This window comes from Dermacoccus sp. NHGro5, from assembly GCF_017565385.1.
In the GTDB taxonomy this organism is placed as follows: Bacteria; Actinomycetota; Actinomycetes; order Actinomycetales; family Dermatophilaceae; genus Dermacoccus; species Dermacoccus nishinomiyaensis.
The window spans coordinates 26,423-50,923 of sequence record NZ_JAGEKQ010000032.1 but is presented as its reverse complement, the minus strand read 5'-3'; the positions used below and the strand labels follow the sequence as shown (position 1 = coordinate 50,923).

Genomic DNA, 24,501 nt, shown 5'->3' with positions numbered 1-24,501 from the left:
CTGTGGCGGTGAGCCCAGACCAGCGTCAGCCGAAGCGCGCGCCGCGTGCTGACGGTGCGACGCCCCGCTCGATCGAGCGCGCCCGCGAGATGCGGGAGCGCGCCGAGCACTCGATGTCCTACGAAGCTGGCGTCGTGCTCCCCGCCGAGGGCGAGGCGCGACTCGAGGAATCGCCGTACGAGAAGTTGTTCACCGGCGGCGACACCGTCATTCCGAAGCCGCAGCCGCTGCACGTCGACACACCCAAGGTGATCCTCGTCGGCGTCGCGTGCTGGGTCGTCATGCTCGTCGTGACGCTTCTCGTGCCCGCCCTGCACACGGGCGAGCGTGACTGGTGGCCGTGGACGTGCGTCGCGGGCGCCGTCCTCGGACTCATGGGCTGGGCCTACGTGCGTCGCGGACGTGGCAACGCCGAAGCTGCGTGAGCTCTCGCGGATGGCGTCTTTCCGCACTTCGGCCGAGACCGCGGTCGTCCTGCAGTAGCCGCAGCGCGACGTTGGTATCGAGCAGGATGCTCATCGCTCGGCGCCGAACAGCGCCCCGATGAGCGTGTCGATCTCATCGCCGAAGGCGTCGTCCGCCGTCGTCCACGACGCATCGAGTGTGCCGAACCTGACGGGCTCGGCGACATGCGGGACGAGGTCGACGATGGGCCGCCCCGCCTTGGCGATGGTGATCGACTCGCCGGCCCCGACCCTGGCAAGCAGCCGGGAAAGGTGAGTCTTCGCCTCGTGGATGTTGACCGTCGTCATGTGGTTGGTCTGCTGAACCAAGCTGTGCGGGGAAGGGCTCAGATGTCGCTCTCGTCGACGATGCGGTAGGCGTAGCCCTGCTCGGCGAGGAAGCGCTGGCGGTGCGCGGCGAAGTCGGCGTCGACGGTGTCGCGCGTGACGATCGAGTAGAAGTGCGCGGTGCGTCCGTCGGCCTTCGGGCGCAGGACGCGACCGAGGCGCTGGGCCTCCTCCTGACGCGAGCCGAACGTCCCGGAGATCTGGACGGCGACACTCGCCTCCGGCAGGTCGATCGAGAAGTTCGCGACCTTCGACACGACGAGCTTGGTGATCTCGCCGTCACGGAACTGCTGGAACAGCTTCTGCCGCACCGCAACCGACGTCTCACCGGTGATGAGGTCGGCGTTCAGGCGTCCCGCGATGGTCTCGAGCTGGTCGAGATACTGGCCGATGACGAGGGTCGGTTCGCCGTCATGCTTGGCGACGATGCGTTCGACGACCGGATCCTTGACCGTCGCGCACGAGGCGAAGCGGTAGCGCTCGTCGGGTTCGCTCGTCGCATAGGCCATGCGGTCGGAGTCGGAGAGCCCGACGCGCACCTCGACGCAATCGGCGGGCGCGATGTAACCCTGGCTCTCGATGTCCTTCCAGGGTGCGTCGTAGCGCTTCGGGCCGATGAGGGAGAACACGTCGTCCTCGCGGTTGTCCTCACGCACGAGCGTCGCCGTCAGGCCGAGACGTCGACGGGCCTGCAAGTCGGCCGTCATGCGGAAGATGGGCGCGGGCAGCAGATGCACCTCGTCGTAGACGACAAGGCCCCAGTCGCGCGCATCGAGCAGTTCGAGGTGCGGGTAGACGCCCTTTCGCTTGAGCGTGAGCACCTGGTACGTCGCGATCGTGACGGGGCGGATTTCCTTGCGCGCACCGGAGTACTCGCCGATCTCGTCCTCCGTCAGCGTCGTGCGCTTGAGCAGCTCATCGCGCCACTGACGGGCCGAGACGGTGTTCGTCACGAGGATGAGGGTCGTCGCCTTGGCCTTCGCCATGGCACCGGCGCCGACGAGCGTCTTGCCGGCGCCACAGGGCAGGACGACGACGCCGCTGCCGCCGTCCCAGAACCCGTCGACGGCCTGACGCTGGTAGGGGCGCAGCTCCCAGCCGTCGGTGTCGAGGTCGATGGGATGGGCCTCGCCGTCGACGAAACCCGCACGGTCCTCGGCCGGCCAGCCGACCTTGATGAGCTCCTGCTTGATCGCGCCACGCTCACTTGGGTGGACGGCGACGGTGAAGTCGTCGAGGCGATCGCCGACGAGTGGCTTGATCTTCTTGTGCCGCAGCACCTCTTCGAGCACGGGCTTGTCGGTGGAGTGCAGGACGAGCTGGTCGCCGTCCTTCTCGAGGACGAGACGGCCGTAACGATCCATCGTCTCGGCGACGTCGAGCAGCAGCGGTTGCGGCACGGGGAAACGGCTGTGCGTGATGAGGGCGTCGACGACCGTCTCGGCATCGAGGCCTGCAGCGCGGGCGTTCCACAGGCCGAGCGGCGTGACGCGATACGTGTGAACGTGCTCGGGGGCGCGTTCGAGCTCGGCGAACGGAGCAATGGCGCGACGCGCCGCCTCGGCGTTCTCGTGATCGACCTCGAGCAGGATCGTCCGATCGCTCTGCACGATGAGTGCGCCGTTGTTCACGCGTTGCCTCTCGGTGGGGTCTGCGGCATCGACAGGTGCCGCGTTCAGGGTAACGGGCGCCAGCGACGGGGCATTCCGACCGGGGTGAGCACCGAGACGGCCGATGTTGTGTCATGAACGCGTGAGATAGCGCGCGTTCATGACACAACATCGGCGCCGCCCGTCATCGAGTGGGCCGTGACGCGATCTCCGTTACCGATGCGTTATTGAGCATTGCTCAACAAGTGACGAGTGGGGCTCTAGGGTGTGCTTCAGATCACATGAAAATGTCATCTCCCGTCGAGCAGGAGGCCCCCGTGACTGCTGTATCCGCACCTGACGTCGCCATCGATCCGAAGCGCCGCAAGCGGCTGCTCGCCGCCAGCCTGCTGAGCAGTTCGATCGAGTGGTACGACTTCTTCATCTTCGGGACCGCAGCAGCGCTGGTGTTCCCTCATGTGTTCTTTCCCGACAGCTCCGCCTTGACCGGAACCCTCCTGTCGTTCGGGACGTTCTGGGCGGCCTTTCTTGCCCGCCCACTAGGTGGCGTGCTCGCCGGCCACTACGGCGACAAGTACGGGCGCAAGCGCGTCGTCGTGATCTGCGTCCTGGCCATGGGAGGGGCGACGTTCCTCATCGGCCTCCTGCCCTCTGCCGCGACGATCGGCGTCCTCGCGCCCGTCGTCCTCGTGACCCTCAGGTTCGTCCAGGGCCTTGCGGCCGGTGGTCAATGGGGCGGCATCATCCTGCTCCTGACGGAATCCGAGGGGCCGAAACGCCGCGGCTTCGCCGGCACCTTCGGTCAGATGGGCGTCCCGATCGGCGTGTTGCTCGGCAACCTCATCTTTCTCGTCGTGTCGCAGAGCGTCTCCAAGGCTGACTTCGTCTCGTGGGGTTGGCGCATCCCGTTCCTGCTGAGCGTCGTCCTGTTCCCCCTCGGGTTGTACATCCACAACAAGGTCGAGGACTCGCCGGAGTTCAAGGAGCTGCAGGCGCGTTCCGCCGAGCGGATGAACGACGCCCCTGCTCAGGCGCCCGCGCTCGACGTGGTCCGCAAGGCGTGGAAACGCATTCTGCTCGGTTGCCTCACGATGGGGGCGACGAATTCGATGTTCTACGTCGGCATCGTCGGTTCCCTGAGCTACGCCTCGAGCGAGCTCGGGATGAAACGAGAGAGTCTCCTGCTCGTCACTCTTGTGCTCTCGGCGCTCAACATCCCCATGATCTTGTGGTCGGGCGCACTCTCGGACCGGATCGGACGGAAACCCGTCGTGTTCTGGTCAGCCATCGGCCTCGCAGTCGTCATCTTTCCCTACTTCGCTCTGCTCGGGACGAAGAGCATCGCGATGTTCGCCATCGGGGCTTTTCTCACGAGCTTCTTCCAGTCGACGATCTACGGCCCGCTCGCTGCCTATCTTGCAGAGATCTTTCACCCGTCGATGCGGTACTCGGGCATGTCGCTGGCGTATCAGTTGGCCGCCATCGCACTGGCCGGCCCGACCCCGATGATCATGGCCTCCGTCATCGACAGAACGGGCAGCACGCACGGGATCGCCGCCTACATGGTGGTGCTCAGCGTCCTGACGGCCGTCGGGGCCTGGCTGCTGCCGGAGACGAACCCCAAGTCAGTTCGCGACGACCCGTCGGCGGTGCCCGGGGTGGGTCTCAACGATGCTGTCTGAGCTCGCGCGGTGAGCTGCGGATGACGGTTGTCGGTGCGAGGTGTTTGGATGGACATCAGCTGAGAAGTCCTCGACCTCCACGAAATCTGAGGTGTTCGCATGACCCGCAAGTCCGGCCTCGACGTCGACACGTTCGACGCGTCCGTCCGCCCCCAGGACGACCTGTTCGCCTACGTCAACAACACGTGGGTTCGCGAGCACCCCATCCCCGACGACAAGTCGCGCTACGGCGCGTTCGACCGCCTTCGTGAGAAGAGCGAGGCGGCGATGCGCGTCATCATCGAGGAGGCAGCGCAGAAGGCGGAGGACGCCGAGAACGGCAACCCGGCCGAGGGCTTCGGCCCGGCCACGCAGAAGGTCGGCGACCTGTACCGCTCGTTCATGGACACCGAGCGCATCAACCGTCTCGGCGTCTCGCCGATCGCGGAGGATCTCGCCGCCATCGACGGGCTGACGAGCGAGCACGATCTGCTCATGCTCCTCGGCCACCTCGAGCGCTACGGCATGGGCGGTCTGTTCGGTTTCTACGTCAGCGCCGACGCGAAGAACAGCGACGAGTACATCGTCTACATCGGCCAGAGCGGCCTCGGGCTGCCCGACGAGGCCTACTACCGCGAGGCGCAGTACGCCGAGATCCGCGCCGCCTACCAGGAGCACATGGTGCGGCTGCTCGAACTCGCGGGTGTCTCCACGCCGGAGGCCGTCGCCGACCGCGCTTACGCCCTCGAGGTCGACCTCGCGAAGCACCACTGGGACAACGTCTCGACGCGCGACGCCATCAAGACCTACAACCGCTACACGCTCGACGAGCTGCGCGACGTGCTCGGCGCGTTCGATCTCGACGCGTGGATGGAGGGCCAGGTCGTGCCGGACGGCGCGTTCGCGAACGTCGTCGTCGGGGAGCCGAGCTACCTCGAGGGGCTCGCGGAACTGTTCGCCACCCGTCCGCTCGAGGATTGGAAGGCATGGATGACGTGGCACCTCGTCACCTCCTTCGCGAACTACCTCGGCGACGCCGTGGTCGAGGAGCGCTTCGACTTCGCCGGCCGCACCCTGTCGGGCACGCCGCAGCTGCGTGAGCGCTGGAAGCGCGGCGTCGGCCTCGTCGAGGGCGTCCTCGGCGAGGAGGCCGGCAAGCTGTACGTCGAGCGTCACTTCCCGCCGGAGGCGAAGGGGCGGATGCAGGAACTCGTCGGCAACCTCGTCGAGGCGTTCCGTCGCAGTTTCCGCGAATCGACGTGGATGAGCCCCGAGACGCAGGTCAAGGCGCTCGAGAAGCTCGACGCGTTCACGCCCAAGATCGGATACCCCGACGAGTGGCGCGACTACTCCGACCTGCAGATCGTCGCCGACGACCTCGTCGGCAACATCAAGCGTTCCGCGTCATTCGAGACCGACTACCAGCTGGCCAAGATCGGGCAGCCCATCGACCGCAACGAGTGGCTCATGAGCCCGCAGACGGTCAACGCCTACTACCACCCGATGATGAACGAGATCGTCTTCCCGGCCGCCATCCTGCAGCCGCCGTTCTTCGACGTCGACGCGGACGACGCCGTCAACTACGGCGGCATCGGCGCCGTCATCGGACACGAACTCGGCCACGGCTTCGACGACCAGGGCTCGCGCTTCAACGGAGACGGTGAACTCGTCGACTGGTGGACCGAAGGCGACCGCGAGCGCTTCGACGCCCTGTCGGCCAAGCTCATCGCGCAGTTCTCCGAGCTCGAGACGCGCGACGCCCCCGGCCTCAAGGTGAACGGTGGCCTGACGGTCGGTGAGAACATCGGCGACCTCGGCGGACTGACGATCGGGTACAAGGCGTACACGATCGCCTGCGAGGACGCTCCGGCACCGGAGCTCGACGGTTTCACGGGCGCGCAGCGCTTCTTCCTCGGCTGGGCTCAGGTGTGGAGCGGCACCGCTCGCGAGGCCGAGGCGAAGCGTCTGCTCGCCACCGACCCGCACTCGCCGATGGACGTGCGCGCCAACGCAGCCCGCAACCTCACCGAGTTCGTCGAGGCGTTCGACGTCAGGGCCGGCGACGGCATGTGGGTCGACGAGGACGAGCGCGTGCGCATCTTCTGAGGCACCTTCCGAGGCCCTGAACGGCCACCAGACGGATCGTTCTTCCGGCCGCGGGCGCGGTGCGGTGGGATGGGGCTCATGACCCCACGCCACATCGCGCTCGCGCTGCTCGTCGTTCTCATCTGGGGGCTCAACTTCGTCGTCATCCACGAGGGGCTGGCCGGCATACCGCCGCTGCTGTTCGTGGCGATCCGGTTCGCGTGCATCCTGCCGATCATGGCGTTCGTGCCGCGCCCGCAGGTCGCGTGGCGCGACCTCGCACTCGTCGGGCTGCTCATGTCGGCCGGACAGTTCGGGTTTTCTGTACTCGGCGATGGCAGCGGGTCTGGCCTCCGGGCTGGCCTCGCTGATCCTGCAGGCTCAGGCGCTGTTCACCGTCGTCATCGCCGCGGCCGTCCTGGGGGGAGCGGCGGCGACCCATCCCACTCATGGGCATGGGCATCGCCGTGGGTGGGCTCGTCGTCGTGGCCCTCGGACGCTCGGGGGCGACACCGCTCGTCGGCGTCCTGCTGTGTCTCGCGGGAGCGCTGAGCTGGGGTGCCGGTAACGTCGCCTCGCGACGCTGCGCGGGAGCGTCAGGCCTCGGTTTGACGGTGTGGGGCAGCCTGTTCGTCCCGCTGCCTATGCTGGTGTTGTCGCTGCTCGTCGACGGCCCGGGCGCTGTCGGTGACGCGCTCACGCACTTCGGCGGCGCGGCGATCGCGTCGACGGCGTACACCGTCATCCTTGCGAGCCTCGTTGGCTACACGATCTGGAACGGGCTCATGGGCATCTATCCGGCATCGAACGTCGCCCCGTTCACGCTGCTCGTCCCCGTCGTCGGCTTCCTCGCCGGCTGGGTCTTCCTCGGCGAACGCCCCAACGCTGCCGCGTTCGTCGGCGGCGCGCTCCTGCTCGTTGGCGTGGTCGTCATCGTGCTCGGCCCGCGCGCGCTGACGCGGCTGGGCGCCCGCCGTCAGAGCTCGAAGCGCTCGAGCGTGACGCCGTCCGCGCCGTAGACGAACAGGGCGTGCTGCAGGGTGCCCGCGAGCGCGCGGGGCATCCAGTGGCGCGCATCCGGCCACATCTCGACGTACGGAATCTCGTCCTGACGCACCCACCGGCCGGCGATCTCGTCTGAATCCTGCACCGCGCCGAGGGCATCGGACGCAATGAAGACATGCGCCCGCATGTCTTGGGTCAGGTCGTCGTGGGAAAAGCGAAAGTCGAGGACGCCGGCTGGCGCGAGCGTCTGCGCGCGCAGACCCGTCTCCTCCTCGAGCTCGCGGGCGGCCGCCTCCTGCGCGCTCTCACCGGCGTCGATCTTTCCGCCGGGGGCGACGACGCGGCTACGACCGAAGCCGCGCAGCTTTCGCCCGAGCAGCACCTCGTCCGCCCCGTCGCTCGTACGGGTGACAAGGACGAGGCAGGTCTCGAGGGGCGTCGCGGACGTCACGCCGACGCCACGCCCGTGATGCGGTGGATCGAGAACGTCCGCGTCACTGGCGAGGCGTCGCCCAGCTGGCCCGTGACGCGCCCGCCTGTCACGCTCGCGGGGCGGAACAAGCCGCGCTTGATGTCGCCGCCGGCCTCCACGTAGCCGATCCACACGGGAACGCTCTCGGCGGCCGCGTCCTGCAGCAGCGCCAACGTCACCGTCGGATCACAGGACGGAATGCGCGTGTGCGCGTCGTGCTCGCTCGGACGGACGGCGTCCTTCTCGGCGGCCCGTAGACGGCCGGCCAGCTGCTCGGCCTCACCGGCGTCGAGCGTGTGCACCTGGACGGGGGTGGTGCGGCGCGACGGCGTCGGGGCGCGCTCGACGGTGGCGGCGCGCACGACGACCCCGCCATCGGAGGTCTCGGCGACAGGCGCGTGACGATGCTCGCGCAGGACGTCGAGCAGCGTCGCCGCAGGCATCGGGGAGACGCAGACGGTGGGTGCGATGCGGCGCAGCTGCAGCGACGCGAGACCCGTGTCGGCGACGAGCGCGTCGAGGGCGGCCTCGTCATCGCTGCGCACGTACGAACTGACCGAGCCGACGCGCACGTGGCCGTGGCGGCGCGCGACGTCGCCGAGCAGGTATTCGAGAGCCTGCGGGATCGGCGTCATGCTGTGGCGACGCAGCAACTCGAGCGCCTCCGCCGAGGAGACCCCGTGGTCGAGCAGGCGACGCAGACTCGCGTCGCTGAAGCGGAAAACCGTTGCACCACCGCGGGATTCGACGTCGGCGGCGCGACGCATGAACGTGGCGGCCTCTTCCGCCAGCGGGCCGGGCGCGACGGCGGTGAGGTCGCCCTGGAGCATGACCTGATCGACCGGCTCCGGGAGCGCGGTCGACATGGCGGTCGTCACGGCCTCGACATCCGCGGCGGACGACGGGTCGGCCGCGAGCAGCGCACGCCCGGCGCTGGTGAGCGCGCCCCGGCCGAGGACGCCGAGCCATGCCGCTTCGCGCAGGACGACATCAGCGTGGGTGGGCGCCCCGGCAGGCAGGCGGAGCGGTCGGCGCCAACGCAGCAGCGCTTCGACGCCGTCGATCGTGGGGGCGCTGCCCGCCGGGAGGGCGGCGAGGACGTCGAGCACGTCCCGGCGGCGGGCCCGCATGAGCGGCCACGCGGCGTCCTTGCCGAGGACGTTGACGAGCGTCCCGTCGACGCTCTGACCCGCGAGGCCGGGGGCGCGGACGGTGTCACGCCACGCCAGAGCGAGGGCCGTCCAGCGTCGCGCCGGGCTCCAGGTCGTCCATTCGTCGTACAGATCGGTCGGTCGCCACGTCGCGTCGATCTCTCCGTCGGAGGCGAACAGGCCTGCGGCGTGGCCGATCTCGAGGACGAAGGCGGTCAGTTCGCTCGACGCATCGAGCCTCGCGGCGAGACGACGGTGATCGCGGACGGACAGACCACCGGTGCGCAGGACACGCGGCGCCTCCTCATCCCAGGCGGCGGCGACGTCGTCGAGTCGCCACAGCAGATCGAGCACCTCCCCGGCGGCAGCCGTGTCGGCGTCGGCCTGGTCGACGTGACGTGGCTCGGGTTGTGGCGGCGCCCACGGTTCGCGCGACAGCCGGCCGCCGCGCAGGGCGAGGCCCACCTCGCGCGGGATGACGGCGTCGTCACCGTCGAGGGCGACCATGAGCCCGGCGCGGACGAGTTCGTCACGGACGGCGCGCAGGGCGGGCGTCGTGAACGAGGCGCGGGCGCTGCCCCAGCGCAGTTGCTCGATGACGGCGCGCGCGCGATCGGTGAGACGTGCTTCGGCGTCGGCGACCTCGTCGGGGGTGGTCGTGGGCGAGAGCGCGAGGGTGCTCGGATGTGTCACCAGCTCGGCGGCCGAACGTCCCAATCCTGCTGGGTGCGTGAGGATCTCACCGACCGCGCGAGCCGTTCGCCAGCCGTCGGAAGCGCGCCAGACGAGCGCCTTCGCCCAGAGCTCCCGGATCCCCTGTTCGACGGCCTTCTTCGACGCGCCGAGCGGGGCCGCGGCGCCGTCAGCACCGACGACGAGGAGGGCTTCGACGAGGCGCAGCGCGCCGCCGTCGAGATGTTCGAGCGCACGCTGGACGCTGGCGCGCGTCGCGGCGCGAGCCGCGAGGGAAGTGATGTCCGCCGGCGCCGGTCGCGTGAGGTCGGGGCGCGCGAGCAGGAGGGCCGCGAGCTCGTCGTCGCTGCGGGCCCTCAGGTCATCGGCAAAACTGCGCGCGGCTCTGGGCACCCGCACCACGGTAGTCGGCGGCGCGGCCGGGGGCACCTCGACGTCCGGTGAAGACGTCTGTGGCGAGACGGCAGAGCGCACCATGGACGTCGGCTGGGTGGGCGGGGGCTCGAGTGCGCGGTATGACGGCCTGCTGAATATGAACGAAATTCGCACATGCGGACAGGAATCGCGGATGTGGACGTGGATCGCGAAGGTGGACAGGAATCGCCGATGTGGATCGCGGTTGGGGACGGGTGGGGCCAGCGTTGTGAGGGTCGGGGTCGTGAGGGTCAGTGGCGTGAGGAGATGCCGAAGGAGGCTGTCCATGTTCGGCGGGGGTGCAGCACCATGAGGCCCTCGCCCGTGTTGAACGCGTTGGCGGGGCACGTCATCGGCTCCACGGCCAAGCCCGAGCGTCGGTTCTTCGGCTCCGGCAACCCGTCGCCTGTGAACAGCTGCACGTAGCCGAACTCGCGCGCATCGGCCCACAACGTCGTCACCCGCGACGACGTGCTGACGCTGACCTCCCAGCGTGCGGCGTCGTTGCTCGACGCCGCGGCTCCGTCAGCCCGTGGCGCCGCGTCAGCAGGCCGCGAGGGCATTCCGCTGCCCGGGCGGGCTCCGATATCGGTGAAGCACGTGTCAAGGGTGACGCCGCGCAATGATGCGCTTTCGGTGAAGTCGATCGAGGCTGGTTCACGCCCCACCGGGATGAGCCGCTCGTCGACGGTAAGGGCTTCGTCTAAAGGGGCGGTCAGCGTCACGTCGTCGAGTGAGCTCTCACCTGCCGTCAGATAGGGGTGCATGCCGAACCCGAACGGGCATGGCGTGTCGGAGAGGTTCGTGGCGCGCGGCGTGATCGTCAGGCCGTCGGGGCCGAGCACGTACGTCAACTCGAATCGCACCGTCCACGCCCATCCCGGCTGCGGGTGCAGCGTGACGCCGACGGTGACGCGATGCGTCGCGTGCTCCACGAGCTGCCACGGTTGCCAGCGCACCAGCCCGTGGGCGGCGTTGGCGTGCTCCGGTTCGGTCAGCGGCAGCAGGTACGTGTCGCCGTCGAACGCGTAGCGCCCGCCGGCGATGCGGTTCGGCCACGGCGCGAGGACGTGCCCGCGGGCCGCGTCGGCCATGGTGTCCTCGGCGTATCCATGGACGATGTCCTCGCCGTCGTGGCGCAGCGCCCGCAACCCGCCACCGACCTCGACGATCGTCGCCTCGTACCCGGACGCCCGGATGTGCCACTGCGTGCCGCTGGGAAGGGTGGGCTGCTCGTCGTTCGTCACGCCCACAGCGTAGGGAACGGGCGCGTCGTTGGGGTTGTCGGCGCCATGCGCCAAGATGGTGAGCGTGAATCCTTCGACTGCCATGGCAAGCGTGATCATCGACGAACTCGTGCGGCTCGGCGTCAAGGACGTGGTGCTCTCGCCTGGTTCGCGTTCGGCGCCGCTCGCGTACGCGGTGGCCGCGGCCGACAAGGCTGGACGGCTGCGTCTGCACGTGCGCGTCGACGAACGTTCGGCTGGGTTCCTCGCCCTCGGTCTCGCGAAGATCTCGCGCAACCCGGTGCCCGTCATCACGACGAGCGGCACGGCCGTCGCAAACCTTCACCCTGCCGTCCTCGAAGCACATCACGCGCAGGTTCCGCTCATCATCATGAGCGCCGACCGCCCCGCCGAACTGCGCGACACGGGCGCCAACCAGACGACCGACCAAGTCAAGATCTTCGGCTCCGCGACGCGGTGGTTCCACGAGTTCGCGACGCCGAGCGAGCGCGCTGGGCAGAACACGGTGTGGCGCTCGGTCGTCGGTCGCGCGTTCGCCCACGCGACGGGCGTCCCGACGGGCGACGTCGGGCCGGTCCACCTCAACCTGCCGTTCCGCGAGCCGCTGACGCCCGACGTCGCCGACCTCGCGATGGCCGGAGCCGTTGCGGGCGCGGCGGCGATCGTGGCGAGGGATACGAGCGCGACGTCCGATGAGGACGCCCGGGCTGATGACGCCCCCTCAGCGACGGCACCCGTGTGGCCCGAAAGCCTCGAGGGGCGGGATCGCGGGCGCCCCTGGATGCAGTTGCGTGCTCCGGCATCGACGGTCACCGTCGCGCCCGGCCCGGGCATCGCACCGGTGCCGCGTACGCTCGTCCTGCTCGGTGATCTGCCCGATCCGAAGCTGGCCGCCGAGGTCGCCGAACTCGCCGACGCGGCGGGCTGGCCCGTCATCGCCGAGCCGTTCGGCGATTACCACCGCGGGCGCGCCATGCCGCACGGTTCGCTCATCCTCGCCGCCCATGACTGGCTCGACGAGCACCTGCCCGAGCGTGTTCTCGTCGCCGGACGCATGACGCTCTCGCGCGACGTCGCGAAGCTGCTGCGTCACCCCGAGGTGACCGTCGAGGTCATCACGGCCTCGACGTCGTGGGCCGACCCGTCGCACGTCGTGCAGCGCGTGCACGAGTGGGCCGCCATCGCGCGCTCGCACGAACTCGTCGCGGCGTGCGCGGACCGTCGGTGGTCGAGCAGTTGGCGCATCGCAGGGCAGCGTCTCGCGCAGCGCATCGGGCCGCTCGTCGCGCGGTCGTGGCCGTCTGGCCTGGCCGCGACGTCGACGCTCGTGCAGCACGTGCCGGCCGGGTCGGCGCTGCTCATCGGGTCGTCGAACACGGCGCGTGACCTCGATCTCGGTCGCAACCCGCAGCGCATCGCGCGTCGGGTCTGCTCCGTCGCGAACCGCGGGTTGTCGGGCATCGACGGGGTGGTCTCGACCGCCGTCGGCATCGCGCTGTCGCACGACGGCCCGAGTTTTGCACTCATGGGCGACCTGACGTTCCTGCACGACAGCAACGGCCTGCTCATCGGCCCCGGCGAGCCGCGCCCTGACCTGACGATCGTCGTCATCAACGACGACGGCGGCGGCATCTTCGGCACGCTCGAGCAGGGGCGCAGCGAACTCGTCGAGCACTTCGAGCGCGTCTTCGGCACGCCGACGAACGCCGACCTCGCGCTCGTGTGCGAGGCCCGCGGTGTCGGGTATTCGCTCGTCGGGTCGCGTGACGAACTCATCGAGCGCGTCAGCGACCCGGCGCCCGGGCTGAACGTCATCGAGGTGCGCATCGAGCGTCACCTCGAGCGTCAGGCCCGCCACGACCTTTTCGCGGCCGCCATCGACGCCGTCGCCGACGCCGGTGAGATGGACGCGCGCTACGAACGTCGTTGACGCGCCCCACCCTCAGGTATGGTGCGCGCCCGCGTCATCTCGGCAAGAGTGGCAGGAGGCGACGCCCGCCCGGGCGCCGCAGCCCACATGGTGGCGCGCTACACGATGAAGGAGAGACGACATGACGGTTGCGACCGACGCAGTGTTCGAGATGCCGGAGGACGGCGACAACGACGGTGAGCGTCTGAGCGAGCAGGACGCCTCCAACATCGACACCGCCGACGCCGGCGGCGAGGCCGACACGGTGGACGAGGACAACGTCCCGCACTCCGGCCTCGACGGTGACAAACTGCAGGAGAACTGATCGCGCTGCCCGGCCGCCCGCGAGGTTGCGGGCGCCCGGGCATGATGCGCGAGACGACGACATGAGGAGATGACGAGCATGGCACTGTCCGACTTCATAGAGCAGCTCAAGGCGCGCCTGAGCGGCGCGTCCGACAGGACCGGAGAGACGGCTCAGAACGCGACCGACAAGGCTGGTTCGATCGACGAAGGTGACCCCACGCGCACCATCGTCAGCAACGACCCGGGAACGCCGACGGACCACGCCGTCTGAACCGCGTCGTCTGAATCACGCCTCACGCGGGGGCCGAGCAGGCCCCGGTGAAGGTCACGTCAGCCTCGTCATGCACCACGTGCGTGGCGGGGCCGTTCGCCACTTCGATGTCGTAGCCGGTCAGGTGGGACGGGCGACCATTCGAGGTCACGCGAACCTCGATGACCGCCTGATGCCCGGGCAAGATTTCTTGTCGGTGCGCGACGGCGGGAAGTGACGCAAACCCGACGCTCATGGGCGTCTCGGGATCGAGGCTGCCTTCGGCAGGCCCCGCGTCGATGACGGCGAAATCGCGCACGTCGACACGCGACGATCCAGCGCTCGGCGTGATGGCGATGATTCGGGCCGTGTGCCGATCCGTGTTGGCGATGACACCGCTCGGGAAGGCCTTCGGTTCGGACGCGCCGCAGGCCCCGATCGCGAAGGCGACGTTGCCTCCATCGGTGCGGCGCACGTCCTTCGGCCCGCCGAAGGCCGCGACGAGGGCCAGGGCGGTACGCAACGCGACGGCAATGGCCGTCCAGGTGAGCGCGGGGTTCGGTTCCCCCTGCCGGGGGCGGAACGCTGACATCGGTGTGACCGCTCCGCTTCACCACACGATGAGCGCGACCTCACCCTATGTGTTGCACCGCCCACCGAGGGTACTTCCGGGGCGATCGGGGCTGCCTGATGTCGGGTGGCCGGTTGTCGCGCGTCACGATCGAGTGGCCCGGCGCCGCGCCGGCATGGTCACGCGTGTGAGCTCACCAGCCCAGCGGAGACGGCGAGGTGGATGCTCAGTCCAACAGGTGTGCCGCGACGGTGGCTCCGAACTCGCGGGCAGCGGCGAGGTCGTCATCACCCACGTCGCCGAGACGTTCGAAGGGCTCGGCGACGAGGCGCAGTTCGAGGCCCGTCGTGATGGCGTCGAGAGCGCGGCGCGCGCCCGTCGCGTCGCTGCGTCCGTGCACCCAGTAGCTGAACGGGCGCCTGCGGACGTGCCCCTGCAGCGCGTCGTACGTCGAGTCGAAACTGTGCTTGAGTGCGCCGGAGAGGTAGCCGAAGTTGACCGGTGTGCCGAACAAGTACGCATCGGCGTCGAGGTAGGCCCGCGGGTCGGTCGCCTCCAGCGCTTCGATCGGGACGACCTCGACGAGTCCGTCGAAGAACTCCGGGTCGCTCGCCCCCGCGATCACTGCATCGCGCAGGGACACCGTGGCCAGGGTCGGTGCGTGGCTGATGACGAGAAGACGCTTCATCTGATCGACGCTACCGCCCGGCCGCCGAGCGTGGAACCAGCCGTCCCGCGCGGAGCTGAAGTACCGCATGGCAGGGTTGTGGCCCTCATCTCGCACCGTGAGGGCTGAAAGTCGGCATGGCGGGATCGCAGCTCCGAACGCGCACAAGAACCGGAGCGACGTCGCCAAACCTGCCCTCCTCGCGCGTCAGTCGTCGCGCAACGCCTCGCGCATGGGTGAGAGCTTGGCGACGGATTCGGCGACCTCGCTCACCGGATCGGACCCGGCGACGATGCCGCACCCGGCGAACAGCCTGATGCGGCAGGGGTTCTCGATGTCGATCTGGCCGCTGCGCAGCGCGATGCCCCACTCGCCGTCGCCGGCGGCGTCGATCCAGCCGACGGGCCCGGCGTAGCGTCCGCGGTCCATGTGTTCGAGCTCGTCGATGACGAGCGCTGCCTCGTTCGTCGGCGTCCCGCACACCGCAGCCGACGGGTGCAGCGACGCCGCGAGCGTCAGCGACGACGCACCCCCGGCGAGCGCGCCGGAGACGTCCGTGGCGAGGTGCAGCACGTTCGGCAGATTGAGCACGAACGGCGCGTCGGGCACGTTCATCGACGAGCAGTGCGGCCGCAGCGCCGCCTCGACGGAGCGGACGGCGTACTCGTGCTCCTCGAGGTCCTTCGAACTGCGCGCGAGGCTCGCGGCGAGCGCCAGATCCTGCTCCTCGCTGGAGGCGCCGGCCCCGGCGCGACGGATCGTCCCGGCGAGGACGCGTGAGGTGACGAGCCCCTTCTCCGAGCGTACGAGCAGCTCCGGCGTCGCGCCGACGAGACCGTCGACGGCGAACGCCCACGTGTCGCGGTAACGCGCCGCCAGACGCGTCAGCAGCCAGCGTGGGTCGATGTCGGCGTCCGCGACGTGGATCTCGTCACGCGCGAGCACGACCTTCTCGATGCGCCCCGTGCGGATCATCTCGATGGCGTCGCTCACGGCGCTGCGCCACTGCGCGGGCGTCAGCGCGCCGTCACGGGCCTCGACGCCCGTCGGTGCCAGCGCCGGCGTGACGTCGGGCAGGCGGTCGCTCGTGCGGTTGATCGTCGTGAGCCACGCTCGCCCGCCGCGGCGCCCGACGACCATCTCGGGCACGACGAGCGCCGAACCCTCGTCGGAGGAGTTGCGGAAACTGAACGAGCCGAACGCGACGAGTCCACTGCCGGGCAGGGCGACCTCGTCCTCGACGTCGGCTGCCGCGACGAGCGCATCCCACCACGACTCGGCGTCGGCGAATCGCTCGTCACCGCTCGTCGCGATCGACGCGGCGCGCCCCCACGCGACGAGACCCTCACCGCGGCGCACCCACGACATGACGTCCTCGGCCGGGCGGCCCGCCGGAACGAGCGAGACGAGATCGCCCGGGTCGGCGAGCTCCTGGGTGCGCACCCGCAGGTGCGGCGTGCGCGCGGCGTCGGCGGGCGATGGGGAAAGGCTCACGAGACACCAGCCTAACCCCGTGCCGCAGACGGCTCGGTGGCGCGAGGCGCCGCCGTCAGCGACGCGTGATGACGCCCCGCGCGCCTGCTCATTCAGGTGGCCGCGAGGGCACGCGCGCGCGAATGCGAGAATGGCCCCATGAATCGTGCTGGCCTGGACAAGCGACCCAGCGATGTCGCGCGCATGTTCGACGACGTCGCGGCGCGCTACGACATCATGAACGACCTGCTCTCCCTCGGCCAGGACCGTCGCTGGCGCAAGCAGGTGCTGACGGCGCTCGACCCCAAGCCGGGCGAGATCGTGCTCGACATCGCCGCAGGCACGGGAACCTCGTCGGAGCCCTTCGACGCCGCGGGCGCCCACGTCGTGCCCGCCGACTTCAGCCTCGGCATGCTGCGCGAGGGCAAGAAGCGCCGCGCCGACCTCGGATTCACCGCCGCCGACGCGACGAAGCTGCCGTTCGCCGATGCCTCGTTCGACGCCGTCACGATGAGCTTCGGCCTGCGCAACGTCGTCGACGTCACGGGCGCGCTCGCCGAGTTCGCGCGCGTGACGAAGCCCGGCGGGCGCCTGCTGATCTGCGAGTTCAGCCACCCGACGAACGGGCCGTTCCGCCGCGTCTACACCGAGTACCTCATGCAGGCGCTGCCGCCCGTCGCGCGCGCCGTCAGCTCGAACCCGGAGAGCTACGTCTACCTCGCCGAGTCGATCCAGAGCTGGCCCGCGCAGCGTGAGCTCGCCGAGCAGATCAAGACGGCAGGCTGGGCCGACGTCGAGTGGCGCAACCTCACCGGCGGCATCGTCGCGCTGCACCGCGCGGTCAAGCCCGCGGCGAAGAATGCGCCGAAGAACCAGCAGTCGAAGAACCAGCAGGCGAAGAAGAAGGGCGGCGCGGCGTGAGCGACGCCGTCAGCACCAGCCCCCAGGCAGCCACCGAGAGCGCCGACGTCATCGTCGTCGGTGCCGGCCCGGGTGGTTCGACGATGGCCGCGTACCTCGCGCAGGCCGGCCTCGACGTCCTGCTGCTCGAGAAGACCCGTTTCCCGCGCGAGAAGGTGTGTGGTGACGGGTTGACGCCGCGCGCCGTCAAGGAGATCGACGCGCTCGGCATCCCAACGCCCGAGAGCGAGGGGTGGATCCGCAACAAGGGGCTGCGCCTCGTCGGGCGTGGCATGCGTCTGCAGGTCGACTGGCCCGACGAGGGAGCCTTCCCCGCCTACGGTCTCGTGCGCACGCGCCAGGACTTCGACGACATCCTCGCCCAGCACGCCGTCGCCCAGGGCGCGCGGTTGCTGCAGGGCGTCAACGTCACGGCGCCCATCGTCGAGAACGGCCGCGTTGCCGGCGTCGAGGCGAAGCTGCTCGGCGGGGACGGGCGTGCCACCGGCGAGAAGGCGACGTACCGTGCCCCGCTCGTCGTCGCCTGCGACGGCAACTCGAGCCGCCTGGCGCTCGCGGTCGGCCGCGAGAAGCGCGAGGACCGGCCGATGGGCGTCGCCGTCCGTGCCTATTACACGAGCCCGCGCACGCACGACGACTACCTCGAGAGCTGGCTCGAACTGCCGTCGATGAACGAGCGCGGCGAGAAGATCCTGCTGCCCGGCTACGGGTGGATCTTCGGCGTCGGGGACGGCACGAGCAACGTCGGCCTCGGCATCCTCAACACCTCGAAGGCGTTCGGCAAGACCGACTACCGCGAGGTCATGCGCCGCTGGGTCGCGACGATGCCGCCCGAGTGGACGTTCGGCGACGCGACGATGGTCGGCGACATCCGCGGAGCGGCGCTGCCGATGGGCTTCAACCGCACCCCGCACTACGCCGACGGCCTCATGCTCGTCGGCGACTCCGGCGGCATGGTCAATCCGTTCAACGGTGAGGGCATCGCGTACGCGATGGAGGCCGCGCGCCTCGGTTCGAGCGTCGTCGCGGACGCGTTCGGCGCCGCGAAGAACGGCGGCGACGTCGCCCGGGAACGCATCCTCGCCACCTACCCCGACGTCATGAAGCAGGCCCTCGGCGGCTACTTCACGCTCGGTCGCCACTTCGCCACGATGATCGGTAATCCGCAGATCATGAAGCTCGCCGTCACGTACGGTTTGCCGCGCGAGGACCTGATGAAGATCATCGTCAAGGTGATGGCGAACCTCGCCGACCCGGGCGGTAAGAGCGCCACCGATCGCCTGTACACCGTGCTGACCCGCCTCGCGCCCAACGCGTGAACGGCCCAGGAAGAGTTGAACCATGAGTGCTGAATCCGCGCGCACCTCGAGCGCCCAGTCGGTCGCGTCCGCGATCGTCCCGGACGCCTCGGCGGAGCTGAGCGACCGCCTCGTCGACGGGTTGGAGCGCGTCAACGCACGCCTCGACGTCGTCGTCGACCACGACAGCCCGCTCGTGCGTGAGGCCAGCCACCACCTCGTGGACGCCGGCGGCAAGCGTTTCCGCCCGATGCTGACGTTGCTCACCTCGATGCTCGGCACCGGCATCAGCGACGAGGTCGTCGACGCGGCGGCCGGCGTCGAGCTGACGCACCTCGCCTCGCTGTACCACGACGACGTCATGGACGAGGCCGACATCCGCCGCGGTGTGCCGAGCGCCAACGCGGTGTACGGCAACTCGACGGCCATCCTCATCGGCGACCTGCTCTTCGGCAAGGCATCCGAACTCATCGCCCACCTCGGCCCGGAGGCCGTCATCCTGCAGGCCCGGACGTTCGTGCGCCTGTGCGCCGGCCAGATCGAGGACGAGCGTCAGGCACCCGACGGCGCCGACCCGATGGAGTACTACCTCAAGGTGCTCGCCGACAAGACGGGCGTCCTCATCGCCGCCGCCGCGCAGTACGGGGCGATGTTCTCCGGCTGCGACGAGCGCACCGTCGAGGTGCTGGGCCGCTACGGCGAGCTCGTCGGGCTCGTCTTCCAGCTGAGCGACGACATCCTCGACATCGCGAGCGAGGCCGAGACTTCGGGCAAGACCCCGGGCACCGACCTGCGTGAGGGCGTCGCGACGCTGCCGACGTTCTATGTCAACGCCTCGAGCGACCCCGCCGACGCGCGCCTGAAGGCACTGCTCGCGAGGCCACTGACGGACGACGCCGAGCACGCCGAGGCCCTCGAGCTGCTGCGCGCGCACCCCGCCATGGAGCAGGCCCGCGCGCACACGCTGACGACAGCGCGCGAAGCCGCCGCTCTCATCGACGAACTCGGCGAGGGCGAGGTGCAGGACGCGCTCAAGGAGGTTCCGCTGAGCGTCGCGACGCGTTCGGCGTGACGGACGCCGGTGCGGGGACGTTGAGACCACGTGCTGACACCGCGTTCCGTCCCGAGGCGTGAACGCCGGGTGTTCAGCAGGTGACCATCTGGGTGTCGAATGTGGTGCCAGACACATGTCCAGTTGAGGGGGCGTTAGAGTCGCAGTTATGCCTCGGCTAGACATCGAAACGCGACGCGCGCAACTCATCCAGGCGGCCGTCGCGATCGCCCTGCGGGACGGCCTGGACAACACGACCGTCCGCCGTATCGCGACGGAGGCGGGCGTCTCGCTCGGCACCGTCCACTACTGCTTCGACAGCAAGAAGGCGCTGCTCGAAGCCATGGTCGAGTCGATCGCGACTCGCGACATCGAGGCGGCGTCACTGCCGTTGCCGGACGACGTCTCGCCCGTCGACGCCATCCGCGCCGCGTTCCGCTACTACTGGTCGATCAGTGGTGCGCAGGCGGACCGGCAGCGACTCGTCTACGAACTCGTCGCCTACCTCGTGCGTCAGGAAGACTCGGGCCCCGAACTCGCGCGCCGCATCTTCGCCACGAACTACGCGATCGTCCACGACTTCGTCGAGACCTTCCAGACACGCTGGTCGAACGACCTCGGCATCCCGACCGAGGTCGTCCAGCGCATGGTCATCGCCATGACGGACGGCGTCGCCCTCGCCTGGCTCGCCGACGGTGATGACGACAAGGCGCTCGCCGTCCTCGACGCCTTCGCCGGCCTGTTCGCCGACCGAGTGTCCGCGTGAGCGTCTTCGACACGCCGTTGGGGCCGATCGGGGCGCCGACGGCCGTCCTCGACCGCGCAGCGTTCACGCGCAACCTGACGGCGCTACGCGACGTCGCGGCCCCCGTGCCGCTGCGCATCGCGACGAAGTCGATCCGCGTGCGCTCGCTCATCGAGGAGGCGCTGCGCCACGACGGCTGCAGCGGTCTGCTCGCCTATTCGGTCGCCGAGGCGCGGTGGCTCGTGTCTCACGGGCTACGTGATGTGCTCGTCGCCTACCCGAGCGCCGACGTCGTCGCGATGCGCGCCATCGCCGACGACGAGGACGCACGCGCCACCGTCACGCTCATGGTCGACTCGCCCGAGCACGTCGCGATGATCGCGCGCGGCGCCACGCAGGCGGGGGTCGTGCTGCGCGTGGCCATCGACGTCGACATGACGTTCAAGGTCGGTCCGTTCACCGCCGGCGCGCACCGGTCCGACGTGCGTACGCCCGAGGACGCCGTCAGCCTCGCGCAGTGCATCGAGCGGACGCCGGGCGTCGAACTCGTCGGCTGCATGTTCTACGAGGCACAGATCGCGGGCGTGCCCGATTCGACGCCCGGTCACCGCCTCATGAAGTGGGCGTCGATGCGCGAGATCGAGGGCCGCCGACGGGCCGTCGTCGACGCCCTGCGGGCGTACTCCGACCTCGAGATCATCAACGGAGGCGGCACGGGATCGGCGCACATCAGCGGGCGTGACGGCGTGCTCGGCGACATCGCCGTCGGCTCCGGTCTGTTCGCGCCGCGTCTGTTCGACGGCTACCGCGCGCTGCGCACCGAACCGGCCTGCTGGTTCGTCTCACCCGTCGTGCGCAAACCCGACCCGCAGACCGCCGTCACGTATTCGGGCGGCTACATCGGCTCCGGGCCGCCGTCACGCTCGCGGGTGCCGGTGCCCGTGCATCCGCGCGGGCTCAAGTACTACGGCCAGCTGGGCGCGGGGGAGGTGCAGTCGCCGCTGCACGGAGCGTCCGCGCGCGGGTTGAGCATCGGCGACCACGTGTGGTTCCGCCACTCCAAGGCGGGGGAGATGTGCGAGCGGTTCGACTCGATCCTCGTCGTCGAGAACGGCGCCCTCGTCGACGAGGGCGCGACCTATCGGGGAGAAGGGCAGAACTTTGGCTGAGTGGAGCAACTGGGCCGGCAACGTGACGGCGACGCCGCGCGAGGTCGTCACGCCGCGATCACGCGACGAGGTGGTTGCGCTCGTGCGGCGCGCCGCGGCGTCGGGCGGGCGTGTCAAACCGGTCGGTGCAGGGCACTCGTTCACGGCGATCGCCGAGCCCGTCGACGTCCAGGTGCGTCTCGATGCGCTGAGCGGCATCGTCGTCGACGAGGCGACGAACCGAGTGCGCATCAAGGCGGGGACGCACCTGTACGACCTCGTCGAGCGGCTCGCCGAACACGGGCTCCCGCTGCCCAACATGGGCGACATCGACCGTCAGACGATCGCGGGGGCGGTCTCAACGTCGACGCACGGCACAGGGCTCGGCTGGACCGGGTTCGGCGGCGCCGTCGTCGGCGGCGAGATGGTGACGGGCACCGGCGAGGTTCTGCGCTGGAGCGACGGCGGGGAGAACGCCGACCTCGTGCCGGCCCTCGCCGTCACGCTCGGGGCGCTCGGGGTGATCACCGAGGTCGAGATGCAGTGCGTGCCGGCGTTCACGCTGGCCGCGACGGAGGGCCCGTCGACGATGACGGCGGAGTTCGCCGGCCTCGACGCGACGCTCGCCGAGATCGACCACTACGAGTTCTACTGGTTTCCGCACACCGACAAGGTGATGACGAAACGCAACGTCCGCAGGGGCGGTGACGCGGCGGTGAATCCGCTGCCGCGCTGGAAGGGACGACTCGAGGATCAGTTCCTGTCGAACACCGTCTTCGGGTGGCTCAACGAGCTCGCGGTGCGACGGCCGTCGCTCGTGCCGCGCCTCAACGACATCTCCGCCTCGACGCTGTCCGCGCGCGAGTTCTCGGATCGCTCGCACGCCGTGTACGCCTCACCGCGAACGGTTCGGTTCCGCGAATCGGAGATGGCCGTGCCGCTCGAGGCCGCAGAGCCGATCCTGCGGGAGATGCAGCGGTGGGTGGAGCGCACCGCCGAACCCGTCGCGTTCCCCGTCGAGGTGCGCTGGGCTGCCGGTGACGATCGCTGGATGTCGACGGCCAACGAGCGTGACAGCTGCTACATCGCCATCCACCAATACGTGAAGGCCGACCACCGCGCCTACTTCGCGCACTTCTGGGACGTCGCCCGCGAACTCGGCGCGCGCCCTCACTGGGGCAAGATGCACGACTACGACGCCGACTACCTGCGCTCGGTCTACCCGCGTTTCGACGACTTCGTCGCCCTGCGCGATCGTCTCGACCCGCAGCGGGTGTTCGCCAACCCGTATCTGGAACAGGTGCTCGGGGCCTGACGGCTGGGCGCACGGGGCCGAGCCGGGCCGAACACGAGCGAAATCGGTGGGATCGAGCGCTGCAGTGCTTGATCCCACCGATTCGCTCGATCGTGGTTGGTTGTCCACAGGGCGACGTCGTTCGCCCAGCACGCCGTGCCCTCGATGGGCGACAGTGTGAGAGTGAATCCGCCACCCGAGCTGCTGCGGCAGCGAATGCAGCACGGACCCCATCATCTGCACGTGAGTGAACTCGCCACCCATGGGCTGACGCATGACCACGTCCGACGCTGGGTCCGTGACGGTTGGCTCGAATCGCTCGGCAACGGCAGCTATCACATCGTGACGCCGCCGACGTCCGAGAATCCGGCGGTGTGGCGCCGCGAATTGGCGCGACGCCGTGTTGCCGCCACGCTCACGGCACTGCCAGACGTGCTTGCCCTCTATGACCGTCGCAAGGGGGGTGAGCATGGCGCGCGTCGTCGTCGATCTCGCGGACGCCCGGGTCGAGTCGCCGGGGGAGAGCCGGCTGCGCTGGTTGTGCCACACCTACGGGATCGCCTTGGAGCCGCAACACCCGATTCGCGACGAGACGGGCGGCGTCTTCGCCCGGGCTGATTTCCGGGTTGCAGTACTCGTGTCCTCATCGAGTTCGACGGGCTCGGCAAGTGCGACAGCCCGCGCGCCCTGCAGGCCGAGAAGCTGCGTCACCTGCGTCTTGAGCGTCTTGGCTTCATCGTCGTGCGGTTGACGTGGCATGACCTCGCTGACCCGGCGCGCGTCGGCGCCATGATCCGAGTGGCTGCGTGTTCAGGCGGCGGCTGCGACGCGTCGGGCGCGGCGGCTGCGGGTGGCGTGCTGCAGCGAGTCGAGCGTCAGGGCGACGAGGGCGAGCCACACGAGGCCGAAGCCGACCCAGCGTCCGGCACTGATGTGCTCGCCGAGTACGAGCACGCCGCACAGCAACTGCATGATCGGCGTCATGAACTGCAGCAGCCCGATCGTCGTCAGCGGGATGCGACGGGCAGCGGCGGCGAACAGCAGCAGCGGGATGGCCGTCGCGACGCCGCTAAAGGCGAGCAGAACGCTGTGCGAGACGCCGTGCCCGCTCCACGTCAGATCCTTCGACGGCAGCACGAACAGCAGCAGCGCGGCGGCCAACGGCGCGAGGACGACGGTCTCCGCTGTCAGCCCTTCGAGGGCGCTGAGGTGGCCGCCGATGCGCTTCTTCATGAGGCCGTATGCGGCGAACGACAGCGCGAGGGAGATGGAGATCCACGGCGGGCTGCCGTAGTCGATCGCGAGGTAGACGCACGCGACGACACCGATCGCGACGGCGAGCCACTGCAGACGCCGCAGCTTCTCACCAAGCACGAGGACGCCGAGCATCACCGTCACGAGAGGGTTGAGGAAGTACCCGAGCGCGGCCTCGGTGACGTGGCCGCTCGTCACGGCGACGACGTAGATCGTCCAGTTCGCGGCGATGAGGAGCGCCGCGATCGTGATGGCGCCGAGCCTGCGCGCGTCCCTGAACAACCCGCCCAGGAAGCCCAGTTTGCGGGTGATCGCCAGCAGGACGAGACACAGCAGCAGCGTCCACAGGATGCGATGGCTGAGGATCTCCCACGCGCCCGCCGGTTCGAGGGCATGGAAGTACAGCGGAAACAGACCCCACGCCAGGTAGGCGAGGAAGCCGTAGATCGTGCCTTGGCGCTGCTCGTCAGCCACGCTTCTCCATC

The 24,501-nt window shown here is 69.5% G+C and carries 23 protein-coding genes; 13 read left to right on the top strand and 10 right to left on the bottom strand.

Annotated elements, in window-relative coordinates; translation table 11 throughout:
• Nucleotides 1–8: 8 nt before the first annotated feature.
• The gene (locus J4Z35_RS14755; RefSeq protein ID WP_235182005.1) at nucleotides 9–425 is read left to right on the top strand and encodes a DUF2530 domain-containing protein; all 417 of its coding nucleotides are present in this window, start codon (nucleotides 9–11) and stop codon (nucleotides 423–425) included.
• Nucleotides 426–515: 90 nt separating this feature from the next.
• Here the strand turns inward: J4Z35_RS14755 and J4Z35_RS12155 are convergent, their stop codons facing one another.
• Nucleotides 516–773: a type II toxin-antitoxin system prevent-host-death family antitoxin gene (locus tag J4Z35_RS12155; protein ID WP_243755057.1), complete on the bottom strand. Its 258-nt coding sequence runs from the start codon at nucleotides 771–773 to the stop codon at nucleotides 516–518.
• A 17-nt stretch (nucleotides 774–790) separates the two neighbouring features.
• On the bottom strand, nucleotides 791–2,422 hold the full coding sequence (locus J4Z35_RS12150) for a DNA repair helicase XPB (protein ID WP_136788551.1): 1,632 nt from the start codon (nucleotides 2,420–2,422) through the stop codon (nucleotides 791–793).
• Nucleotides 2,423–2,718: 296 nt separating this feature from the next.
• Here J4Z35_RS12150 and J4Z35_RS12145 point away from each other — a divergent pair, with 296 nt between their 5' ends.
• The 3 genes from J4Z35_RS12145 (at nucleotide 2,719) to J4Z35_RS14580 (ending at nucleotide 7,166) form a co-directional block, all read left to right on the top strand.
• Nucleotides 2,719–4,083, top strand: coding sequence for an MFS transporter (locus tag J4Z35_RS12145; RefSeq protein WP_062258335.1), 1,365 nt, complete (start codon nucleotides 2,719–2,721; stop codon nucleotides 4,081–4,083).
• A gap of 99 nt (nucleotides 4,084–4,182) precedes the next feature.
• Nucleotides 4,183–6,168 carry a M13-type metalloendopeptidase gene (locus J4Z35_RS12140; RefSeq protein WP_062258333.1) on the top strand — a complete coding sequence of 662 codons (1,986 nt, stop codon included), beginning with the start codon at nucleotides 4,183–4,185 and terminating at the stop codon, nucleotides 6,166–6,168.
• A 434-nt stretch (nucleotides 6,169–6,602) separates the two neighbouring features.
• A complete protein-coding gene (locus J4Z35_RS14580; protein WP_243755056.1) occupies nucleotides 6,603–7,166 on the top strand; it encodes an EamA family transporter in 564 nt (187 codons plus the stop codon).
• Here J4Z35_RS14580 and J4Z35_RS12130 read toward each other — a convergent pair.
• The 3 genes from J4Z35_RS12130 to J4Z35_RS12120 all read right to left on the bottom strand — a co-directional run bounded on the left by J4Z35_RS12130 (nucleotide 7,124) and on the right by J4Z35_RS12120 (nucleotide 11,213).
• The gene (locus J4Z35_RS12130; protein ID WP_136788549.1) at nucleotides 7,124–7,603 is read right to left on the bottom strand and encodes an NUDIX domain-containing protein; all 480 of its coding nucleotides are present in this window, start codon (nucleotides 7,601–7,603) and stop codon (nucleotides 7,124–7,126) included. The genes J4Z35_RS14580 and J4Z35_RS12130 overlap by 43 nt on opposite strands.
• Nucleotides 7,600–9,861: a helicase-associated domain-containing protein gene (locus tag J4Z35_RS12125; RefSeq protein WP_347813548.1), complete on the bottom strand. Its 2,262-nt coding sequence runs from the start codon at nucleotides 9,859–9,861 to the stop codon at nucleotides 7,600–7,602. The genes J4Z35_RS12130 and J4Z35_RS12125 overlap by 4 nt, the downstream gene beginning before the upstream one ends.
• Before the next feature lie 272 nt (nucleotides 9,862–10,133).
• The gene (locus J4Z35_RS12120; protein WP_208065611.1) at nucleotides 10,134–11,213 is read right to left on the bottom strand and encodes an aldose 1-epimerase family protein; all 1,080 of its coding nucleotides are present in this window, start codon (nucleotides 11,211–11,213) and stop codon (nucleotides 10,134–10,136) included.
• Here J4Z35_RS12120 and menD point away from each other — a divergent pair.
• From menD to J4Z35_RS12105, 3 genes are all read left to right on the top strand, one after another.
• Nucleotides 11,212–13,059, top strand: coding sequence for a 2-succinyl-5-enolpyruvyl-6-hydroxy-3-cyclohexene-1-carboxylic-acid synthase (menD, locus tag J4Z35_RS12115; RefSeq protein ID WP_243755055.1), 1,848 nt, complete (start codon nucleotides 11,212–11,214; stop codon nucleotides 13,057–13,059). The genes J4Z35_RS12120 and menD overlap by 2 nt on opposite strands.
• 121 nt (nucleotides 13,060–13,180) lie before the next feature.
• Nucleotides 13,181–13,363: a hypothetical protein gene (locus J4Z35_RS12110; protein WP_165584156.1), complete on the top strand. Its 183-nt coding sequence runs from the start codon at nucleotides 13,181–13,183 to the stop codon at nucleotides 13,361–13,363.
• A gap of 78 nt (nucleotides 13,364–13,441) precedes the next feature.
• Nucleotides 13,442–13,615 (top strand): hypothetical protein, encoded by a 174-nt coding sequence (locus tag J4Z35_RS12105; protein WP_165584157.1) that lies wholly within the window; start codon nucleotides 13,442–13,444, stop codon nucleotides 13,613–13,615.
• Between the two features lie 22 nt (nucleotides 13,616–13,637).
• Here the strand turns inward: J4Z35_RS12105 and J4Z35_RS12100 are convergent, their stop codons facing one another.
• The 3 genes from J4Z35_RS12100 to J4Z35_RS12090 form a co-directional block, all read right to left on the bottom strand.
• Nucleotides 13,638–13,913: a hypothetical protein gene (locus J4Z35_RS12100; RefSeq protein ID WP_165584158.1), complete on the bottom strand. Its 276-nt coding sequence runs from the start codon at nucleotides 13,911–13,913 to the stop codon at nucleotides 13,638–13,640.
• Nucleotides 13,914–14,391: 478 nt separating this feature from the next.
• Nucleotides 14,392–14,853, bottom strand: coding sequence for a flavodoxin (locus J4Z35_RS12095; RefSeq protein ID WP_165584159.1), 462 nt, complete (start codon nucleotides 14,851–14,853; stop codon nucleotides 14,392–14,394).
• A gap of 186 nt (nucleotides 14,854–15,039) precedes the next feature.
• On the bottom strand, nucleotides 15,040–16,326 hold the full coding sequence (locus J4Z35_RS12090; RefSeq protein WP_136788547.1) for an isochorismate synthase: 1,287 nt from the start codon (nucleotides 16,324–16,326) through the stop codon (nucleotides 15,040–15,042).
• A gap of 138 nt (nucleotides 16,327–16,464) precedes the next feature.
• Here J4Z35_RS12090 and J4Z35_RS12085 point away from each other — a divergent pair, with 138 nt between their 5' ends.
• The 6 genes from J4Z35_RS12085 to J4Z35_RS12060 all read left to right on the top strand — a co-directional run bounded on the left by J4Z35_RS12085 (nucleotide 16,465) and on the right by J4Z35_RS12060 (nucleotide 22,783).
• Complete coding sequence (locus J4Z35_RS12085; RefSeq protein ID WP_050786552.1) at nucleotides 16,465–17,226, top strand: demethylmenaquinone methyltransferase; 762 nt, start codon at nucleotides 16,465–16,467, stop codon at nucleotides 17,224–17,226.
• On the top strand, nucleotides 17,223–18,545 hold the full coding sequence (locus J4Z35_RS12080) for a geranylgeranyl reductase family protein (RefSeq protein WP_208065609.1): 1,323 nt from the start codon (nucleotides 17,223–17,225) through the stop codon (nucleotides 18,543–18,545). Before J4Z35_RS12085 ends, J4Z35_RS12080 begins: the two co-directional genes overlap by 4 nt.
• A gap of 22 nt (nucleotides 18,546–18,567) precedes the next feature.
• Nucleotides 18,568–19,596, top strand: a complete 1,029-nt coding sequence (locus J4Z35_RS12075) for a polyprenyl synthetase family protein (protein WP_208065608.1) — start codon at nucleotides 18,568–18,570, stop codon at nucleotides 19,594–19,596.
• A 148-nt stretch (nucleotides 19,597–19,744) separates the two neighbouring features.
• Complete coding sequence (locus J4Z35_RS12070; protein WP_062258326.1) at nucleotides 19,745–20,341, top strand: TetR/AcrR family transcriptional regulator; 597 nt, start codon at nucleotides 19,745–19,747, stop codon at nucleotides 20,339–20,341.
• On the top strand, nucleotides 20,338–21,489 hold the full coding sequence (locus tag J4Z35_RS12065; protein WP_208065607.1) for an alanine racemase: 1,152 nt from the start codon (nucleotides 20,338–20,340) through the stop codon (nucleotides 21,487–21,489). The genes J4Z35_RS12070 and J4Z35_RS12065 overlap by 4 nt, the downstream gene beginning before the upstream one ends.
• On the top strand, nucleotides 21,482–22,783 hold the full coding sequence (locus tag J4Z35_RS12060) for a D-arabinono-1,4-lactone oxidase (protein ID WP_208065606.1): 1,302 nt from the start codon (nucleotides 21,482–21,484) through the stop codon (nucleotides 22,781–22,783). Before J4Z35_RS12065 ends, J4Z35_RS12060 begins: the two co-directional genes overlap by 8 nt.
• A gap of 528 nt (nucleotides 22,784–23,311) precedes the next feature.
• Here the strand turns inward: J4Z35_RS12060 and J4Z35_RS12055 are convergent.
• Together J4Z35_RS12055 and rarD are read right to left on the bottom strand one after the other, a co-directional pair.
• A complete protein-coding gene (locus tag J4Z35_RS12055; RefSeq protein WP_208065605.1) occupies nucleotides 23,312–23,521 on the bottom strand; it encodes a hypothetical protein in 210 nt (69 codons plus the stop codon).
• Nucleotides 23,522–23,572: 51 nt separating this feature from the next.
• The gene (gene rarD / locus J4Z35_RS12050; RefSeq protein WP_208065604.1) at nucleotides 23,573–24,490 is read right to left on the bottom strand and encodes an EamA family transporter RarD; all 918 of its coding nucleotides are present in this window, start codon (nucleotides 24,488–24,490) and stop codon (nucleotides 23,573–23,575) included.
• Nucleotides 24,491–24,501: the final 11 nt, after the last annotated feature.

Coding starts and splice junctions, on each gene's coding strand:
- menD (WP_243755055.1), top strand. CDS start 11,212: ATGGCAAGCGTGATCATCGACGAACTCGTGCGGCTCGGCGTCAAGGAC.
- J4Z35_RS12140 (WP_062258333.1), top strand. CDS start 4,183: ATGACCCGCAAGTCCGGCCTCGACGTCGACACGTTCGACGCGTCCGTC.
- J4Z35_RS12085 (WP_050786552.1), top strand. CDS start 16,465: ATGAATCGTGCTGGCCTGGACAAGCGACCCAGCGATGTCGCGCGCATG.
- J4Z35_RS12055 (WP_208065605.1), bottom strand. CDS start 23,521: ATGCCACGTCAACCGCACGACGATGAAGCCAAGACGCTCAAGACGCAG.
- J4Z35_RS12075 (WP_208065608.1), top strand. CDS start 18,568: ATGAGTGCTGAATCCGCGCGCACCTCGAGCGCCCAGTCGGTCGCGTCC.
- J4Z35_RS12105 (WP_165584157.1), top strand. CDS start 13,442: ATGGCACTGTCCGACTTCATAGAGCAGCTCAAGGCGCGCCTGAGCGGC.
- J4Z35_RS12070 (WP_062258326.1), top strand. CDS start 19,745: ATGCCTCGGCTAGACATCGAAACGCGACGCGCGCAACTCATCCAGGCG.
- J4Z35_RS12120 (WP_208065611.1), bottom strand. CDS start 11,213: ATGGCAGTCGAAGGATTCACGCTCACCATCTTGGCGCATGGCGCCGAC.
- J4Z35_RS12095 (WP_165584159.1), bottom strand. CDS start 14,853: ATGAAGCGTCTTCTCGTCATCAGCCACGCACCGACCCTGGCCACGGTG.
- J4Z35_RS12110 (WP_165584156.1), top strand. CDS start 13,181: ATGACGGTTGCGACCGACGCAGTGTTCGAGATGCCGGAGGACGGCGAC.
- J4Z35_RS14580 (WP_243755056.1), top strand. CDS start 6,603: ATGGGCATCGCCGTGGGTGGGCTCGTCGTCGTGGCCCTCGGACGCTCG.